The organism is Streptomyces zinciresistens K42, from assembly GCF_000225525.1.
GTDB lineage: Bacteria > Actinomycetota > Actinomycetes > Streptomycetales > Streptomycetaceae > Streptomyces > Streptomyces zinciresistens.
This window is the reverse complement of record NZ_AGBF01000146.1, coordinates 1-17,071: the sequence shown is the minus strand read 5'-3', so window position 1 is coordinate 17,071 and position 17,071 is coordinate 1. Positions and strand designations below refer to the sequence as shown.

Annotated in this window: 16 protein-coding genes, 1 tRNA gene and 1 pseudogene; 11 read left to right on the top strand and 7 right to left on the bottom strand. The window is 71.6% G+C overall.

Going from position 1 to position 17,071, the window contains the following annotated elements; translation table 11 throughout:
- Positions 1 to 1,250 (top strand): S1C family serine protease (locus SZN_RS27590; RefSeq protein WP_007501313.1); only part of this gene is annotated, 1,250 nt, incomplete at its 5' end.
- A gap of 613 nt (positions 1,251 to 1,863) precedes the next feature.
- A tRNA-Ser gene (locus SZN_RS27585) sits at positions 1,864 to 1,948 on the top strand.
- 178 nt (positions 1,949 to 2,126) lie between these two features.
- On the opposite strand, the gene SZN_RS27580 is transcribed toward SZN_RS27585, so the two are convergent.
- Entirely contained in the window at positions 2,127 to 2,882 is a 756-nt protein-coding gene (locus SZN_RS27580; protein WP_007501311.1) for a GntR family transcriptional regulator, read from the bottom strand.
- Between the two features lie 239 nt (positions 2,883 to 3,121).
- Between SZN_RS27580 and SZN_RS27575 the strand changes: the two genes are divergently transcribed.
- Both SZN_RS27575 and SZN_RS27570 read left to right on the top strand, forming a co-directional pair.
- Positions 3,122 to 3,370 (top strand): type II toxin-antitoxin system CcdA family antitoxin, encoded by a 249-nt coding sequence (locus tag SZN_RS27575; protein WP_007501309.1) that lies wholly within the window; start codon positions 3,122 to 3,124, stop codon positions 3,368 to 3,370.
- Positions 3,367 to 3,768: a PIN domain-containing protein gene (locus SZN_RS27570; RefSeq protein WP_007501306.1), complete on the top strand. Its 402-nt coding sequence runs from the start codon at positions 3,367 to 3,369 to the stop codon at positions 3,766 to 3,768. Before SZN_RS27575 ends, SZN_RS27570 begins: the two co-directional genes overlap by 4 nt.
- 322 nt (positions 3,769 to 4,090) lie before the next feature.
- On the opposite strand, the gene SZN_RS27565 is transcribed toward SZN_RS27570, so the two are convergent.
- A complete protein-coding gene (locus SZN_RS27565) occupies positions 4,091 to 4,549 on the bottom strand; it encodes a hypothetical protein (protein WP_078508975.1) in 459 nt (152 codons plus the stop codon).
- A gap of 273 nt (positions 4,550 to 4,822) precedes the next feature.
- Positions 4,823 to 5,689, bottom strand: coding sequence for a bifunctional DNA primase/polymerase (locus tag SZN_RS27560; protein ID WP_007501301.1), 867 nt, complete (start codon positions 5,687 to 5,689; stop codon positions 4,823 to 4,825).
- 376 nt (positions 5,690 to 6,065) lie between these two features.
- Between SZN_RS27560 and SZN_RS27555 the strand changes: the two genes are divergently transcribed.
- The 7 genes and pseudogenes from SZN_RS27555 (at position 6,066) to SZN_RS27525 (ending at position 13,628) form a co-directional block, all read left to right on the top strand.
- Positions 6,066 to 6,392, top strand: a complete 327-nt coding sequence (locus tag SZN_RS27555; RefSeq protein WP_007501298.1) for a hypothetical protein — start codon at positions 6,066 to 6,068, stop codon at positions 6,390 to 6,392.
- Between the two features lie 411 nt (positions 6,393 to 6,803).
- Positions 6,804 to 7,778, top strand: coding sequence for a bifunctional MaoC family dehydratase N-terminal/OB-fold nucleic acid binding domain-containing protein (locus tag SZN_RS27550; protein WP_050815127.1), 975 nt, complete (start codon positions 6,804 to 6,806; stop codon positions 7,776 to 7,778).
- Between the two features lie 74 nt (positions 7,779 to 7,852).
- A pseudogene (locus SZN_RS27545) lies at positions 7,853 to 8,227 on the top strand (MaoC/PaaZ C-terminal domain-containing protein); the annotation flags it as partial.
- A 296-nt stretch (positions 8,228 to 8,523) separates the two neighbouring features.
- Positions 8,524 to 9,690 carry a lipid-transfer protein gene (locus SZN_RS27540; RefSeq protein ID WP_007501293.1) on the top strand — a complete coding sequence of 389 codons (1,167 nt, stop codon included), beginning with the start codon at positions 8,524 to 8,526 and terminating at the stop codon, positions 9,688 to 9,690.
- Positions 9,691 to 9,849: 159 nt separating this feature from the next.
- Complete coding sequence (locus SZN_RS27535; RefSeq protein ID WP_007501291.1) at positions 9,850 to 10,410, top strand: SigE family RNA polymerase sigma factor; 561 nt, start codon at positions 9,850 to 9,852, stop codon at positions 10,408 to 10,410.
- 252 nt (positions 10,411 to 10,662) lie between these two features.
- A complete protein-coding gene (locus SZN_RS27530) occupies positions 10,663 to 12,342 on the top strand; it encodes a long-chain fatty acid--CoA ligase (RefSeq protein WP_043733478.1) in 1,680 nt (559 codons plus the stop codon).
- A gap of 161 nt (positions 12,343 to 12,503) precedes the next feature.
- Positions 12,504 to 13,628 carry an ISAs1 family transposase gene (locus tag SZN_RS27525; protein WP_341865598.1) on the top strand — a complete coding sequence of 375 codons (1,125 nt, stop codon included), beginning with the start codon at positions 12,504 to 12,506 and terminating at the stop codon, positions 13,626 to 13,628.
- On the opposite strand, the gene SZN_RS37770 is transcribed toward SZN_RS27525, so the two are convergent.
- The 4 genes from SZN_RS37770 to SZN_RS27510 all read right to left on the bottom strand — a co-directional run.
- A complete protein-coding gene (locus SZN_RS37770; protein WP_007501281.1) occupies positions 13,629 to 13,961 on the bottom strand; it encodes a helix-turn-helix domain-containing protein in 333 nt (110 codons plus the stop codon). It lies immediately after the preceding gene.
- The gene (locus SZN_RS43620) at positions 13,889 to 14,065 is read right to left on the bottom strand and encodes a hypothetical protein (protein ID WP_483027203.1); all 177 of its coding nucleotides are present in this window, start codon (positions 14,063 to 14,065) and stop codon (positions 13,889 to 13,891) included. Before SZN_RS43620 ends, SZN_RS37770 begins: the two co-directional genes overlap by 73 nt.
- Before the next feature lie 144 nt (positions 14,066 to 14,209).
- Positions 14,210 to 15,640 (bottom strand): recombinase family protein, encoded by a 1,431-nt coding sequence (locus SZN_RS27515; protein WP_043733475.1) that lies wholly within the window; start codon positions 15,638 to 15,640, stop codon positions 14,210 to 14,212.
- 538 nt (positions 15,641 to 16,178) lie between these two features.
- Positions 16,179 to 17,071, bottom strand: an 893-nt coding sequence (locus SZN_RS27510; protein ID WP_007501277.1) for a response regulator, incomplete at its 5' end; no start/stop codon positions are given.

The following is a 17,071-nucleotide window of genomic DNA, read 5'->3' as shown; positions in this document are numbered from 1 at the left end:
CCTGGCCGCCCCCGCCGCCCGGCACCCCGCCGTACGACGACGGCGGGGCGTCCGCCCACGGTGCCGCCGCGGGCGGGGCCGGTGTCGGCTCGGGCTGGGGCGCGCCGTACCAGCAGCCCGCCCCGAAGCCCGGCCGCGGGCGCGGCGGACTGCTCGGCGCGGTCCTGATCGCCGCGCTGGTGGCGGGCGGCCTGGGCGGCGGCCTCGGCTACACCCTGGCCCGCAACGACGACGGCACCTCCTCCACGACCGTCTCCGCCTCCGACAGCGGCGGCGGCGTCAAACGCGCCCCCGGCACGGTCGCGGGCGTGGCCACCAGGGCGCTGCCCAGCACCGTCACCATCCAGGCGGAGAGCAGCAGCGGCGAGGGCGGCACGGGCACGGGCTTCGTGTTCGACACCCAGGGCCACATCGTCACCAATAACCACGTGGTGGCGCAGGCGGTCGACGGCGGCAAGCTCACGGCGACCTTCCCGAACGGCAAGAAGTACGACGCCGAGGTCGTGGGCAACGCCCAGGGGTACGACGTCGCCGTCATCAAGCTCAAGAACGCCCCCTCGGACCTCAACCCGCTGACGCTGGGCAACTCCGACAAGGTGGCCGTCGGCGACTCCACGATCGCGATCGGCGCCCCCTTCGGCCTGTCCAACACCGTCACCACCGGCATCATCAGCGCCAAGAACCGCCCGGTCGCCTCCAGCGACGGATCCGGCAACAGCAAAGCCTCGTACATGAGCGCGCTCCAGACGGACGCCTCGATCAACCCGGGCAACTCCGGCGGCCCGCTGCTCGACGCGCAGGGCAATGTGATCGGGATCAACTCCGCGATCCAGTCCGCCGCCAACGGCATGGGCGGCACCAGTCAGTCCGGCTCGATCGGCCTCGGCTTCGCCATCCCGATCAACCAGGCGAAGTACGTCGCCCAGCAGCTGATCAAGACCGGCAAGCCGGTCTACGCCAAGATCGGCGCCTCCGTCTCCCTGGAGGACACCGCCGACGGCGCCAAGATCACCGATCAGGGAGCCGGCGGCGCGGACCCGGTGGAGACGGGCGGCCCCGCCGCCAAGGCCGGCCTCAAGGCCGGTGACGTCATCACCAAGCTCGACGACCGCGTGATCGACTCCGGCCCGACGCTGATCGGTGAGATCTGGACGCACAAGCCCGGTGACAAGGTCACCATCACCTACGAGCGGGACGGCCGCTCCCGCACGGTGGAGCTGACCCTGGGCTCCCGCACGGGCGACAGCTGACACCGACGCCCGCCTCCCCCGGCGCCCCGCACCCCTCCTCCCCGGGGGCGCGGGGCGCCGTCGTACGGGCCCCGCCGGCCGGGCCCGGACCATGACGGCGTCCGTACGCCCGTAGGCAGCGGCGTGCCCGTTCGATCACGGCCTCCCCGTGACCGGGCACCCGGCTCACCGTCCGGACGGGCGCTCCATCCGTGGGCGTCTGCCTGCGCAAGCCCGCGGCCCTGCCGGCGGACGCCGGCGGTGCGCCGTACCCATCCGAGTCGCCGGGGATGTGAGCCCCGCGCACCACAGAGCGCGGAGGGGACGGAGCCGTGCCGGTCCGGGCCGGTCCGGCTTTGGCGGCAGGCCGCGGTCTCTCCCACCTGCCGCCCGCCGAGCGGGAAGGCGTGCGGTGCACGGGCGGGCCCATGATCACATCGGCGGCGCCCCGTCCGGAGGGCGGCTGTGACGGCCCGCGGGTCGGTGCGGAAGCCGGCGGGCGCGGTCTCCTCCATCGTGCCGGGCCGGGCGGGGCCTCCAACAGCGCTGGCGGGCCCCGCGTGGGCCAAGCCCGACGCAGATCCGTCGGGGCCGGTACTCTGTACGCGCTCCACCCCGGGTGGGTCGGAGCACGGGTGGGTTGCCCGAGCGGCCTAAGGGAACGGTCTTGAAAACCGTCGTGGCGCGAGCCACCGTGGGTTCAAATCCCACACCCACCGCAGTGTTACGGCCCCTGACCAGGCGATATGGTCGGGGGCCGTTGCCTTGCCCGCTGCCCTTCCGACCCCGCCTTTGACCGTGGTTTCCCGGTATATCGGGCACGGAAGGGGCACGCGAAAGGCACGCCTGAGGCGCGGCTTCGAAGGATTCAGTAGGCGCCAACCGCCCGCCCGCCCGCTAACGGTTGATCGGGATCTCGTAGACGATCTCGCAGTGCGCGGCGGGCACCACGATGTCCGCCGTCTCGACCGGCCGTCCCTGGTCGCTGTAGTAAGTCCGTCGGATGTGCGTGACGAGTGCGGCCTTCTGGATCCCGAGCAGCGACGCCTCCTCGGCGGTCGCCTGCCTGGGCTCGGGCTGCTCCACGGCATGGCTGACGGTGATCCCGATGACGGCCATCCGATTCACGACGCCTGCCCCGGCGTGCGGTCCTCCTTCGGGGAGGACGACGAGACTGCCGGCGGTGAGGTCGTACGGCTCCCAGCTCGTCGACAACTGGATCGGCCTGCCGTCCGCCAGGAACTCGTACGTTGTCCGGACGCACAGCTCACCTTCGGCGATGCCGAGCCGCGCCGCGATGTCGTCAGGCGCCGGCACCTTGGCGTCCGTCCGGCTCTCCCAGTCGCCCTGCCTTCCCACGGCCTTCATGTCTGCCCGGAACGGCGACCCGCTGGGCTGCTCCCGCGCTGACGACCGCACGACCCGCACCCGATGCCGGGGCTCGGCGACGTAGGTACCGGACCCCGCGCGGCCCTCCAGCACACCCTGGGAGATCAGCAATTCCTGTGCCCTGCGCACCACGTTCTCGCCCACACCGCACTCCTGGCCGATCTGGGCGCGGGAGGGGAGGCGGTCCCCCGGCTCCCACACGTGCTCCGCGATGCGTCGCCGTAGCTCGTCGGCGATGCGGAGATAGGGCGGCTGCTCAGGCATACCTGGCCCTTCCCGCCGCCGCGCTTCTTTTCCGCCAAGCCCGCCAGGCCGTGCCCGGAGTACCTGGTCCTGGTGCGGTCCACCGTCCGCGCGGCCACTTCGCGCTTGCCTACCTACCGAAGATCATCCCGCCGCAAGTGTCGGAGACTCGCAAGCCCCCTGCGGGTCACTCGACCATGGCTGACGAGGTCGTGGGGAACAGGCACGCACCTCTGCGCATACTTCAGTATGCTCAAGGTGTGTCCACAACCACTCGCATCACCGTCACGCTCCCCAGCGACCAGGTGGCGGAACTCCGCAAGCTCACGGACAACGTCTCCGGGTACGTGGCGGAAGCCGTAGCCCGCCAGATCCGGCACCAACTCCTGGGCGACGACCTCCGCCGCCATGAGGAAGAACACGGACCCTTCAGCGACGAGGAGCTCGCCGAGGCCCGCGCAAAGATCTCCGGCTCCGCCGGCACCTCCTCGTGCGCGGATGCCGCGTGAGCGAACGCGTCGAAACCGTCGTCCTGGACTCGGAAGCGCTCTCCGCCTGGATCGCGCAGGACCGCAAGCTGCTCGCGATGCTTCAGGTCTTCCATGACATGGGAGCCGACCTGGTCACCGGTGCCAACACCATCGTGGAAGTCAGCCACTCACGCACCAACATGCCTCGCCTGAACTGGGTGCTGTCCCGCGTCAAGGTGGAGCCCGTCACCGAGCAGGCGGCGAAAGCAGCAGCGGAACTCCTCAAAGGCGCCGGGCTGCACGGGCACAAGTACGCCATCGACGCCACAGTCGCCGAGGTCGCCCTGCGCCAGCCGAAACCCGTCGCCCTCCTGACCTCCGACAACGACGACATGACCAAGCTCTGCGGCAACCAGGTCCGCATCATCCCTCTCTGATGCGCCGGTCCACCCCGAACGCGTCCCCTGGCAGGGTCCGCTTTATCGCCCTCCCGTGCCCCATCCGTGCCCAGCAGAGCGGACAACAGCGGTCAGGTACAGCCTCCAGAGACCATGGCGACCCCAGCTTCCTCGCAGGAAAGCACAGGCCAGAACCCTTCCGGAGACTCAAGCACCGCTGATTCCAGGGGGCGAGTTCCAGTTCGGCGTTCCCGCCCTCCCTCAGCGCGGTCGCCGCCGCCGCGCCGACCTTGGCCCCCACACCGACCTCCGCCCCCACACCGACCTCCGCCGCACCGACCTCCGCCGACGTGGCCGCGCGCTACAGCTCGTAGTCCCGCGCGAGCCCCTCCCAGTCGACGTCCCGGAGCGCCGCCTCCGCGTCGCAGCCGTAGGGCATGCGGGGCGTGGGCTGGAACCAGACGATCGTGAGGGCGGAGCGGTACAGGATCGGGTCGTGCGCGCGGCTGAGGGCCGTGGAGCGGAAGGAGCCCACGCAGGCCACCGACGGCAGGACCTCCACCGGTCCGAAGCCGCCCGCGTACTGGTCGGGATACTCCCGCGGCGGCGGCACGAGGTGCACCGGCAGGGCAGGGTCGGCCTTCTCGGCGGAGCGAAGGAGGGCGTTGATGGCCATGTCGTTGACCGGCTTGCAGGGGTAGCCCTCCGGCATCGCGCCGTACGTCGAGGAGAGCCGCAGCTCCGCGAGGTCCAGCGAGCGGCCAGAGGTGAGGACGACCCGCGTCAGCGACATGGTCGGCACTCTAGGGCGGTGGTGCATCGAGCTCCCGTGGATTTCCGTGCCGGGCGGTCGGTGGCGCCGCCCCCGAACAATCAGCCGCCCCCGCCCCTCAAGCCCCCCGCCTCTCACCCCCCGGCCCTGTCCGCCCGCGCCGCTTCATCACCCGCCCCGCCCCGTCATCCGCGCCGCCCCGTCATCCGCGCCGCCCCGTCACCCACCCCGCCCCGTCATCCGCCCCGCCCCGTCATCCGCCCCGCCTCATCACCCACCCCGCCCCGTCATCCGCCCCGCCTCATCACCCACCCCGCCCCGTCACCCACCCCGCCCCGTCATCCGTGCCGCCGACGCGATCGTCGCGCGGGCCTCGCGTTCCGTGAGGCCGGAGTCGAGGGCCGCCTCCACGAGCGCGTCGACCAGTGCCGGGCCGATGCCGTCCTCGTAGGCGCGGCAGGCCGCCCAGAACAGCCGGGTGTTGCGCTGGCCCTCGTGCGCGGCGAGCACGAACTGCACGAGGCCGCGGCCGTGGTCGCCGGCCGCCGGGGGCGTGGAGTAGGGCGCGCGGGGCGGAGGGAGCAGCAGGCGCAGCAGCGCGCGCGGGCAGGGCGCCGGGACGATGTGCGAGGTGCCGGGGGCGGTGCGGTAGACGCCGTGGCCGGTACGGGAACCCGGGCCGACGAGGTAGCCCCCGGCTCCCCGGATGTCGATGCCGGGCGCCAGGCGGCTCGCGGAGTTGGGCACGACCAGGTCGGGCGGCCCGGTCAGCCACAGATGGCGGCCGCCGCTCGGGGTGAGGACGACCACGGTGGGCGGAATGGTGAACAGGTGGCGCAGCGCCAGTTCGCGCAGGGCCGCCGAGGAGTCCGTACCGGACTTGGTGTCGAGGTCGATGCCGATCAGATGGTGCGGTGGCAGCCCGCAGGCGATGCCGTAGCCGGTGGCCCAGGGGGCGGCGGCGAAGAGCTCGCGGATGCGGGCGGGGTCGCGGGAGGCGTCGTGGACCCCGTGCCCCGGGCGGCCGCACTGGCCGTGGCAGGGCGTGGGGGTGGGGTCGTCGCGGTGGGGGGAGCGCAGGGCCGGGAGCTTCGTCCGGGACAGCGGGAGGACGGCCAGTCCGCGCTCGGCGGCTGACAGGGCGTGTGCGAGGGCCAGCGTCGTGGCCTGCCGGTCGGTGGTGGCCATACCTCTATGTTCGTACGAGTGTTCGAGAAAAGGAAGGGGGAATCGGCCGCCGGGCGGTGCGACTCGCCGTTCGCGGAGATCTGGCCGAAAAGGTGCCGGAACCTTTCACCCCTTGTGCCCCTTGGGGTGGAGCTGGGTGCCCTGACCTGGTACGGGCTTTACGGGTGACATACGGGGTTTATCGACATGTCATCACGCTTGCGAGCGAATCAGGGCGTCCGGGGTGGTTCGCCGGGGATCGGGTGGGCAACTCTGATTCCGCGACGTCGTGCAGGACTCCGGGGCGGACGGCCAACTTCCCCGGGAGGAGCAGTACTTCATGCGTTACCCAAGCGTCCGGCGGGGAGCCTGGACGCACCTGTTCTGGAGGAACAACATGGCAAGCATCCGTACCGCCCGCGCCCTCGCGGCCGTAGCCGCGCTTCCGCTCGCCGCCGCCCTCTTCGCCGGCGTCGCGGCGGCGGACAACGGCGCCTTCGCGGACGACGGATCCAGGGCGGCGGTCACGACCGCCTCCCAGGGCCTCATCGGCAGCGGGGTCGGCCGCGACAACTTCGGCAACTCGTCCACCACCCAGCAGCAGGCGACCGGCGCGGGTGCCTCGAACCAGAGCAACTCGTCCCAGGTCAACGGGTCGGCGTTCACCTCGGTCAACCAGGGAAACAACAACACGTCGGTCAACTTCACCCCGCTGTGGTGGTGAGCTGAGGGGGCCGTCGCCCCGGTGCTCGGGCGCCGGCCCCCTCGATCCGTGGGTGTGCTCCGTGGGGTGTTTCGCGTCTGCGCGGCGGTACTTCGGTACCGCCGCGCAGGCGTTTTCGCGTGCGGACGGGGGCGTGGGGGCGCGGGGCCGGGGCGGGGCCAGGTGTCCGGGGGCGGGGTCGGCCGCCGTGAAGCCGGCGGGCGCGCGCCGTGAAGCCGGTGCGGGCGTACCGGGACGGCCCGCTCCGGTATTGACAGGGGCGCTTGTCTGACGGACAGTCAGAAACCCTCGCGGTCAACGGGAATCCGTCGGCATCCCGCACGTCCACGCGGACCCGGATCGGCGTTCGCGGTGGACCGGACGTGCCGTTGCGAGGAGGCGCCGCGGGGCGCGGAGGGCGAGGGGGTAGCCGTGAGCCACGGGGCGGCAGAGGGGCAAGAGCCTTCTTGGGAAGGGGAGTTCGCGGCCCGGCTGAAGACGTACGAGGGCCGGTCCGCCGCCGTCGCGCGCCGGGGCAGGGACCCCGTGAACGCGCCCATGATCCGGCACTGGTGCGAGGCGATGGGCGACACCGGCCCTGCGTACACGGGACCGGACGCCGTCGCGCCGCCCACGATGCTCCAGGTGTGGACGATGGGCGGCCTCACGGGCCATCCGGGGCGGGCGCCGGCGTACGACGACCTGCTCGGCCTGCTCGACGGGGCCGGCTGCACCTCGGTGGTCGCGACCGACTGCGAGCAGGAGTACCTGCGCCCCCTGCGTCCCGGGGACGAGATCACCTTCGACGCGGTGATCGAGTCCGTCTCCGGGCGGAAGACCACGAAGCTCGGCACCGGGTACTTCGTCACGACCCGGACGGACGTCCGCGTCGGCCCCGACCTCGTGGGCACGCACCGGTTCCGCATCCTCAAGTACGCGCCGGCCCGGCGGCCGGGGAGCGGGACGGCGGCCCCGGACGGCAGGCCCGAGCGTCCGCTTCCCGTCGTCAACCGCGACAACGCCGGGTTCTGGGAGGGCGTCCGGGAGCACCGGCTGCTCATCCAGCGCTGCACGGCCTGCGGCACCCTGCGCCACCCTTGGCTGCCCGGATGCCACGCCTGCGGCGGGCCCGACTGGGACACGGTCGAGGCGAGCGGCGAGGGCACGCTCTACTCGTACGTCGTGATGCACCACCCGCCCTTCCCGGCCTTCGACCCGCCGTACGCGGTCGGCCTGGTCGAGCTGGCCGAGGGCGTCCGGATGATCGGCAACGTGGTCGGGGTGCCGTACGACAGGGTCAGGATCGGGCTGCCGGTGCGGCTTGCGTTCCGGACCTTCGGCGAGGAGTCGGTGCTGCCGGTCTGGCGCGCCGAGGGGGAGCGGGGACCGCGGGAGGCCGCCGTATGAGCAGCGGGGAGAGCCCGGCCGGAAAACGGTGGGCGTGGGCGAGGAGCGGGGCGAGCGCCGGCGGGGAGCGGGGGGTGAGGGCCGGTGACGTGCTGCCGCCGCTGGAGATCCCGGTCACCCGCACGCTGATCGTCGCCGGGGCGCTGGCCTCGCGCGACTACCAGGACGTGCACCACGACGCCGGGGCCGCCCGGGAGAAGGGCTCGCCGGACGTCTTCATGAACATCCTCACGACCAACGGCCTGGTAGGCCGCTACATCACCGACCACTTCGGCCCCACGGCCGTCCTGCGCAAGGTGGCCGTCCGGCTCGGGGCGCCCAACTACCCCGGCGACACGATGGTGTTGACGGGCCGCGTCGAACGGATCGACGGTGGCACCGCGACGGTCAGCGTGACCGGCGCCAACGGCATCGGCCACCACGTCACCGCGACCGTGACCGTGACCGTCACCCTTCCGGGGACGGAGACGGGGACGGAGACGGGGACGGGGACGCAGACGCACACGGAGACAGAGACGGCGGCAGGGGCGACAGCGACGGCGGCGGCTACCGCCCCGGCCCCGGAGTCCCCGGAGTCCCCGGAGTCCCCGGAGTCCCCGGAGTCCCCGGAGTCCCCGGAGTCCCCGGAGCCCCCTGGGTCCCGTCGGCCCCCGAAGCCCCCAGAGTCCCCGAACCCCCCGAAGCCCCCAGAGTCCCCGAACCCCCCTAAGTCCCCGGAGTCCCCGAAGCCCCCAGAGCCCCCGGCATGAGCGTGCGCGCGCCGGACGCCCTGGCCGGGCGGGCGGCCATCGTCGGCATCGGGGCCACCGAGTTCTCCAAGGACTCGGGCCGCAGCGAGCTGCGCCTGGCCGCGGAGGCGGTGCGGGCGGCCCTGGACGACGCGGGACTGACGCCGGGGGACGTGGACGGGCTGGTCACGTTCACCATGGACACCAGCCCGGAGATCACCGTGGCGCAGACCTGCGGGATGGGCGACCTCTCCTTCTTCTCCCGCGTCCACTACGGCGGCGGCGCGGCCTGCGCGACCGTCCAGCAGGCGGCGCTCGCCGTGGCGGCGGGGATCGCGGAGGTGGTCGTCTGCTACCGGGCGTTCAACGAGCGTTCGGGCCGCCGCTTCGGCTCCGGGGTGCAGCGGCGGGAGCCGTCGGCGGAGGGCGCGGCGCTCGGCTGGGCGCTGCCGTTCGGACTGCTCACCCCGGCGTCCTGGGTGGCCATGGCCGCCCAGCGCTACCTGCACACCTACGGGCTGACGCCGGAGGCGTTCGGGCACGTGGCGGTCACGGACCGCAGGTACGCGGCGACCAACCCGGCCGCCTACTTCCACGGCAGGCCCATCACCCTCGCGGACCACGCGGCCTCGCGCTGGATCGCCGAGCCGCTGCGCCTGCTGGACTGCTGCCAGGAGACCGACGGCGGCCAGGCACTCGTCGTCACGTCCGCCGAGCGGGCCCGCGACCTCGCCCGCCCGCCCGTCCTCGTCGCCGCGGCGGCCCAGGGCGCGGGCCGGGGCCAGGAGCAGATGACGAGCTTCCACCGGGACGATCTCACCGGTCTGCCCGAGACGGGCGTGGTGGCCCGGCAGCTTTGGCGCACGGCGGGGCTCGGGCCGGGGGAGATCGACGTGGGCATCCTGTACGACCACTTCACCCCGTTCGTGCTGATGCAGCTGGAGGAGTTCGGGTTCTGCGGGCGGGGCGAGGCGGCGGACTTCGTGGCCGAGGAGCGGCTGCCGCTGAACACACACGGGGGGCAGCTCGGAGAGGCGTATCTGCACGGCATGAACGGCATCGCGGAGGCCGTGCGACAGGTGCGGGGCACGGCCGTGAACCAGGTGCCCGGGGCGTCCACGGCGCTGGTGACGGCCGGGACCGGTGTGCCGACGTCCGGGCTCGTCCTCACCGCCCGGGGCTGAGCCCCCGGAGGCGTCCCGCAGGGGTCGTCCCGCAGGGGTCGTCCCCCGCTCGTCCACCTTCAGGAGGTGGAGCCGGCCCCACCCCTACGACCTGAGGCGGACGCCGCTTCGGCACCTGCGGGCGATCCGCGGGACCGGGGCCGCTCATAGCGTGGAGCCATGACCACACCCGTCTGCACCCGCGCTTCCGACGCCGCGGCGCGGTCCCGTCCGCACACGGCGTACCCCACCTTCTCGTCGTACGTGAGCGCCCGCCAGCCGGTGCTGCTGCGCACCGCCCGCGCGCTGACCGCGAACCCGAGCGATGCCGAGGACCTGCTGCAGACCGCGCTGACCAAGACCTACGTGGCCTGGGAGCGTATCGAGGACCACCGGGCGCTCGACGGCTATGTGCGCAGGGCCCTGCTGAACACGCGCACGTCGCAGTGGCGCAAGCGCAAGGTCGACGAGTTCGCCTGCGACGAACTGCCCGAGCCGGAGCCCGCGCCCGGTCACGACGACGACCCCGCCGAGCGCCAGGCGCTGCGCGACGCCATGTGGCGCGCGATCCTGCGGCTGCCCGCGCGGCAGCGGGCGATGGTCGTCCTGCGGTACTACGAGGATCTGAGCGAGGTCCAGACGGCCGAGGTGCTCGGCGTCTCGGTCGGCACGGTGAAGTCGGCGGTCTCCAGAGCGCTGGGCAAGCTGCGCGAGGACGCGGAGCTGGGCCTGGTCCGCTGACCGGGCGCTCCGTCCGCCACGGCCCGCCCGCGTCCGCCCGCGGACCACGAACCGTCGGCCAAGAGACCGGGCGGGCGGAAGGCCGGAGACTGTGCGAGCGGGAGACCGGGCGGGCGGGAGGCCGGGCGAGCGGACACGGCCGTAGCGGCGGAGCCCGGTGAAGGCAACGTGACATGATCGATCACCCGGCCCTAGTGACATACCAAGCGGTATGCGCGCAGAATCTGCGCAACCCTTACTACCGCGCAGGCAATGTCGCCCCGGGAGGACGCCGTGCTGAGCACGATGCAGGACGTACCGCTGCTGATCTCCAGGATCCTGACCCACGGATCGACGATCCACGGCACCTCACAGGTCACCACCTGGACCGGCGAGGCCGAGCCGCACCGCCGCTCCTTCGCCGACATCGGCGCGCGCGCCGCCCAGCTCTCGCACGCCCTGCGCGAGGAGCTGGGCGTGGCCGACGACGAGCGGGTCGCGACCCTGATGTGGAACAACGCCGAGCACGTCGAGGCGTACTTCGCGATCCCCGCCATGGGCGCGGTCCTGCACACCCTCAACCTGCGCCTCCCGGCCGAGCAGCTGGCCTGGATCGTCAACCACGCCGCCGACCGCGTCGTCATCGCCAACGGCTCGCTGCTCCCCCTCCTCGCCCCGCTCCTGCCGCATCTCAAGACCGTCGAGCACGTGGTGGTGTCGGGCCCCGGCGACCGCTCCCTGCTCGCGGACGCCTCCGCCCGGGTCCACGAGTACGAGGAGCTGATCGGCGGCCGGCCGACGACGTACGACTGGCCCGAGCTGGACGAGCGCCGTGCCGCCGCCATGTGCTACACCTCCGGCACCACGGGCGACCCGAAGGGCGTCGTCTACTCCCACCGTTCGATCTACCTGCACTCGATGCAGGTCAACATGACCGAGTCGATGGGACTGACCGACCAGGACACCTCGCTCGTCGTGGTGCCGCAGTTCCACGTCAACGCCTGGGGTCTGCCGCACGCCACCTTCATGACCGGCGTCAACATGCTGATGCCGGACCGCTTCCTGCAGCCCGCGCCCCTCGCCGAGATGATCGAGGGCGAGCGGCCGACCCACGCGGCGGCCGTGCCGACCATCTGGCAGGGCCTGCTCGCCGAACTCACCGCCCGCCCCCGCGACGTCTCCTCCCTCGGCCAGGTCACCATCGGCGGCTCGGCCTGCCCGCCCGCGCTCATGGAGGCGTTCGACGCCCTGGGCATGCGGGTCTGCCACGCCTGGGGCATGACGGAGACCTCCCCGCTCGGCACCGTGGCCCGGCCGCCGGCCCACGCGGTGGACACGCCGGAGGAGTTCGCCTACCGGCTGACCCAGGGGCGCTTCCCGGCGAGCGTCGAGGCCCGGCTGACCGGCCCCGGCGGCGAGCGCATCCCGTGGGACGGCGAGTCCGCGGGCGAGCTGGAGGTGCGCGGCCCCTGGATCGCGGGCGCCTACTACAACGGCCCCGGCACCGAACCGCTGCGCCCCGCCGACAAGTTCAGCGAGGACGGCTGGCTCAAGACCGGCGACGTCGGCACCATCTCCCGCGACGGGTTCCTCACGCTCACCGACCGCGCCAAGGACGTCATCAAGTCCGGCGGTGAGTGGATCTCCTCGGTCGACCTGGAGAACGCGCTGATGGCCCACCCGGACGTCGCCGAGGCCGCCGTGGTCGCCGTCCCCGACGACAAGTGGGGCGAGCGCCCGCTCGCCACGGTCGTCCTCAAGGAGGGCTCCACCACCGACTTCGCGGCCCTGCGCGCGTTCCTCGCCGCGGAGGGCGGGATCGCCAAGTGGCAGCTGCCGGAACGCTGGACGCTCATCGAGGGCGTACCGAAGACGAGCGTCGGCAAGTTTGACAAGAAGAAGATTCGCGAAGCACATAGCTTGGGGAAGCTCGACGTGACCACGCTGAACTGACCCGCCGCACCACCACAGAGAGCCCTGGGACCCGGCAAAGTCGTTCTGTAGCCCTGTGACGTGGGATTTTGCGGGACGGAAGGGGTGCGCGGGCGTGGTCCGGTCCGGTTGGATGGGGGTTCCTACGCCTTACCGTCCGACCGGGGGATCACGCCCGCGCCATGCCATCGTCCCTCGTCCCTGCGCCTGTTCGCACGCCTGCCCCGGATCATGAGCTCCTCGTCCATCTGCTTGCCGGGATGCCTGATCCGCGCCGTCGGCGCGGTGTCCGGCACCCGGTGGGTGCTCTGATCGCGGTGGCGGTGTGCGCGGTGACGGCCGGAGCCCGGGGGTTCACCGCGATCGGGGAGTGGGCCCGGGACGCGGGACGTGTCGCACTGGAACGGCTGGGCCTGGAGCGGGGCGGTGTGGACGAATCAACGCTGCGGCGCCTGTTCGCCCGCCTCGACGCGGACCGTCTCGATGCGGTGCTGGGCGTCTGGGCACCGGCCAGGACCGCACGCGTCGCGGGCCGCAGGGGGATCGCCATCGACGGCAAGACGGTCCGGGAAGCGCGCGGCGGCGGCTCCGCGGCCCCGCATCTGGTCGCCGCCCTCGCGCACGGGTCCGGGGCGGTGCTCGGCCAGGCCGCGGTGAGCGAGAAGAGCAACGAGATCCCCGCCGCCCGACAACTGCTTCACCTCCTCGACCTGGACGGCGTCGTCGTCACGATGGACGCACTGCACACCCAGCACGACACCGCGACCCTGGTGACCAGGGCCGGAGGAGACTACGTCCTGACCGTGAAGGCGAATCAGAAGTCTTTGTACACACAGCTCAAGGCGCTCCCCTGGACTTCGATACCCGCCGTCACCAGGACGGACCGAGGACACGGACGCCGCGCCACACGCACGATCAAGGTCGTCGACGTGCCGGCATGGGTCGAGTTCGCCGGGGCCGGGCAAGTCGCCCAACTGCGGCGCACCGCCACCCGCAAGGGCCGACGGACCACCGAGACCGTCTACCTGATCACCAGCGCGGACGCCCGCACCGCGCCGCCCGCCGTCCTGGCCACATGGACACAGCCGCACTGGGAGATCGAGAACCGCCTGCACTCGGTCCGCGACGTCACCTTCGACGAAGACCGCTCCCAGATCCGCACCGGCAACGCGCCCCGCGTCATGGCGGACCTGCGCAACACCGCAATCACACTGCTGCGCCTGGACGGACACCAGAACATCGCCGCCGCCCTGCGGCATCACGCACGCGCCACCGACCGCCCCATCAACCTGCTCCTGACAGCGTGATCAACAACTTTGCCGGAGCCCTGGCCCCCGGGCGAGGTACAGCCCGACGATATCGGCGACCTTCTCCGCGAACGCCGGGTCTTTCGACAGCTTGAAGGTGCCCGACCGGTGCGGCTTCAGATTCTCCTCCCGCCAGATGCGCGCGACGTAGTGGAAAGAAACCTTGATGCCCTCGCGCCGCTTCAGGTGATCGGCCAGCGTGCGCGTCGACCAGTGCGACAGGCCCGATTCCGGCGGCGGAGTCGTCCTCGTCAGCGCGATCACCCGGCTGCGGGTCTGCGGCGGCACCTGCTCCTTTCCGCCACCGCGCTTCCTTTCCACCAGGCCCGCCACCCCGCTCTCCGCGACCGGGTCCTGGTGCGGTCCACCGTCCGCGCGGACACCCCCGCCAGTTCGGCGATGTCCTTGCGGCGGCGACCCTCGCCCGCCCACAACACGATGCGGGCTCGCAGCGCCACATCCGCCGTCACGTGCCGGTCCGCCGCCAACGTCCGCAATTCCGCGGCCTGTTCCGAAGAGAGGTTCACGCAGTGCCCAACGAGTCAAAGAGCTTCAGGTGACACAAACCGAATCACGAAACACTAGGCGGTCCATACGACGTCCAGTAGATCAGGGTTGAACTTGCGGGCCCCTCGACCCGCAGGCTGCACCACAATCGCCTTTATGTGTTTCATGACCACGGAACGCTGTCGCTCGATAGGAAGGCGTTCGAACTCGTCCGGAAGGTCTACCGTCGCCGCCGAGGCTTTCATTTGCTCGACAGTGTGGCGGTTTCGTTCGTATCCCAGTTCATCCCGTTCCCGCTCCAACGGCTCCAGCATTGCAATGGCCGTAGCGGCAGAAATCTTTTTTCCGTTCATCGCGGAAATGAGTTCGCCGATCTCCTGCTCAACTTCAGCCAGGCGAGCCGCGCCGGGCCATTCGACAGGCTCGGCCGCGGGCGCGTTCAATCTCGCCTCGGCATCGTGAATGAGATTAATGATGTGCTGGTCTAGCGGCTCACCCGCCCTGGAGACCTTTCCGCAGCCACCATCTGTCGCGGCAGGGCAACGGTAGGCGAAACGGCTTCCCTTGCTCCCTTCTTTCCAGGAAGAGCGCATGTTTGCAATCATGCGCGTGCCACACTCGGCGCAGCGAAGGATGCCGCTAAGAAGATACTTGTGATTGTTGCTCAGATTGTTCGCCCTGTACCGCGAATTCACGCCCTCAAGGACGGCCACAACGGCGTCAAGCTTCTCCGGGGTGCAGATCGGCTCCCACATGCCCATGACCGGCTTACCGTCCGGGCCGATGTGCTTTTGACCCTTCACGGCGCGAAAGCCAGCCAAACGTGGATTGGTGAGGATTCCTTTCAAGGCCACACGCGTAATGGGCTTGCCAGTGTTCCGTGAAGTGCGGATGCCCTTCTCTTGCCACTCGGCAGTGATCGTGGAAAGTCGAGTGCCCGCCAGCAGAGCGTCATGGGCTTCGGCGATCAGTTCCGCCTGCACCGGGTCAATGGTGATCCGGTCGGCCTTCCAGCCGAAGGGCGGGAAGCCTCCGCCGTTCTTCCCAGCGTCCGCTAGTTCACGATGCTTACGGGCTACGCGCCTACCCGTGTCGGCACTGGCCTTGTTGGCGAAGGCCACCATGACTCGCGCCATCGTCCGGCCGTCCGACGTCGACAGGTCAATGTCGTTCGTGACCGTGCAGAAGACCAATTCCGTCCGATCCTCGAACACGTCGATGAGCCGTTCAAGGTCGCGCGGCTGACGGGCCAACCGGTCAAGGTCATAGGCGATTACGCCCTCTATGACACCCGACTGGAGATCGACTAGAAGCCGCTCGAACTCGGGGCGAACTACGTTGCGCTTGAACGCACTTAGGTCGTTGTCGATGTAGTCGCGCGCTACCTCCCAGCCGGGGCGCACCCCGGCAACCTGGCGGTAGTCGCGACGCTGGCGCTCCACGCCCAGCTCTTCGCCGTCCTTGTCGAGACTGATCCGGGCGTACCCCCCGAGCCGCACAACCACCGTGTCCCCTCCCCGCCCCGCCCCGCCGGGCGCCGTACATGTGGCAGGCTCCGTAGCCTGACCTGCACTGATCGTGGATCATGAGAGTACAGCAGAACCTATGTGTTCAGTGAAGGTTCTGGAAGAAGATGCTGCGCAGGCAGTACGCGGAGGGCGGGCTGGACGTCACCCGGCTCTGACCCCCTTCCTCCGCCACGGTGCAAGAAGGGCCACCGTCGACCGGCCACGGGGCGTCCGTGGCCGGTCGACGCGTCCCACGACCGCGCGGCGGTGAGCGGCGGACCGAGCCGCCCGACGCACGCCCCGCGGGCCCGCGTACCGCGGCGGGGCGAACGCCGCCCGCCGCGGCCCCAGGGCGTGTTGCGAAAGTCCCGTCCGCCCGGCGGCGTCCGGCACGCACACTCGCCGCGTTGTCGGGATCACCTCGATACCACCGGTGTCGGGGCGACCCTCCGCCTCCCGATCGCACGCACCGGACGCCGCCGGGCCCGCCCTTCGGGCAGACGACGCTCCTTTCGAAACCCGCCCTAGTTGTGCCCTAGTTGGTCCCGATCCGCGCCAGCAGCTCCACGATCCGGCTCTGCACCTCGGGGCTGGTCGAGCGCTCGGCCAGGAACAGCACCGTCTCGCCCGAGGCCAGGCGCGGCAGGTCGGCCTGGTCGACGGCGGCGGTGTAGACGACGAGCGGGGTGCGGGTGAGCTGCCCGTTGGCGCGCAGCCAGTCCACGATCCCCGACCGGCTCCGGTGCACCTGCAACAGGTCCATCACGACCAGGTTCGGCCGGAAGTCACCGGCCAGCGCCACCGCGTCGGCGTCGCCCGCAGCCCGCGCGACCTGCATACCGCGCCGCTCCAGCGTGGCGGTCAGCGCCAGCGCGATCTCCGCGTGCTCCTCGATCAGCAGCACCCGCGGCGGGTGCTGCTCACTGTCCCGCGGCGCCAGCGCCTTCAGCAGAACGGCCGGATCGGCGCCGTACGCCGCCTCCCGCGAAGCCTGCCCCAGTCCCGCCGTCACCATCACCGGCACCGACGCGGCCACCGCGGCCTGGCGCAGCGACTGCAGCGCGGTCCGGGTGATCGGCCCGGTCAGCGGGTCGACGAACAGCGCGGCCGGGAACGCCGCGATCTGCGCGTCCACCTCCTCGCGCGAGTGCACGATGACCGGCCGGTAGCCGCGGTCGCTCAGCGCCTGCTGGGTCGTCACGTCGGGCGCGGGCCACACCAGCAGCCGCCGCGGGTTGTCCAGCGGCTCCGGCGGCAGCTCGTCGTCCATGGGCTGCGGACGCGGGGTGTCGGCGACCTCCACCGCCCCGCCGGGCCCGTCCAGCGGCTCGGGCCCCTCGGCGGCGTTCTCGTCCGGAGCCCCTATGGCGTACGAGCGTCCCGCGCGCTCGGCCGCCGACGCGAGCCGCTGCTGCCCGGCCGGCGCCT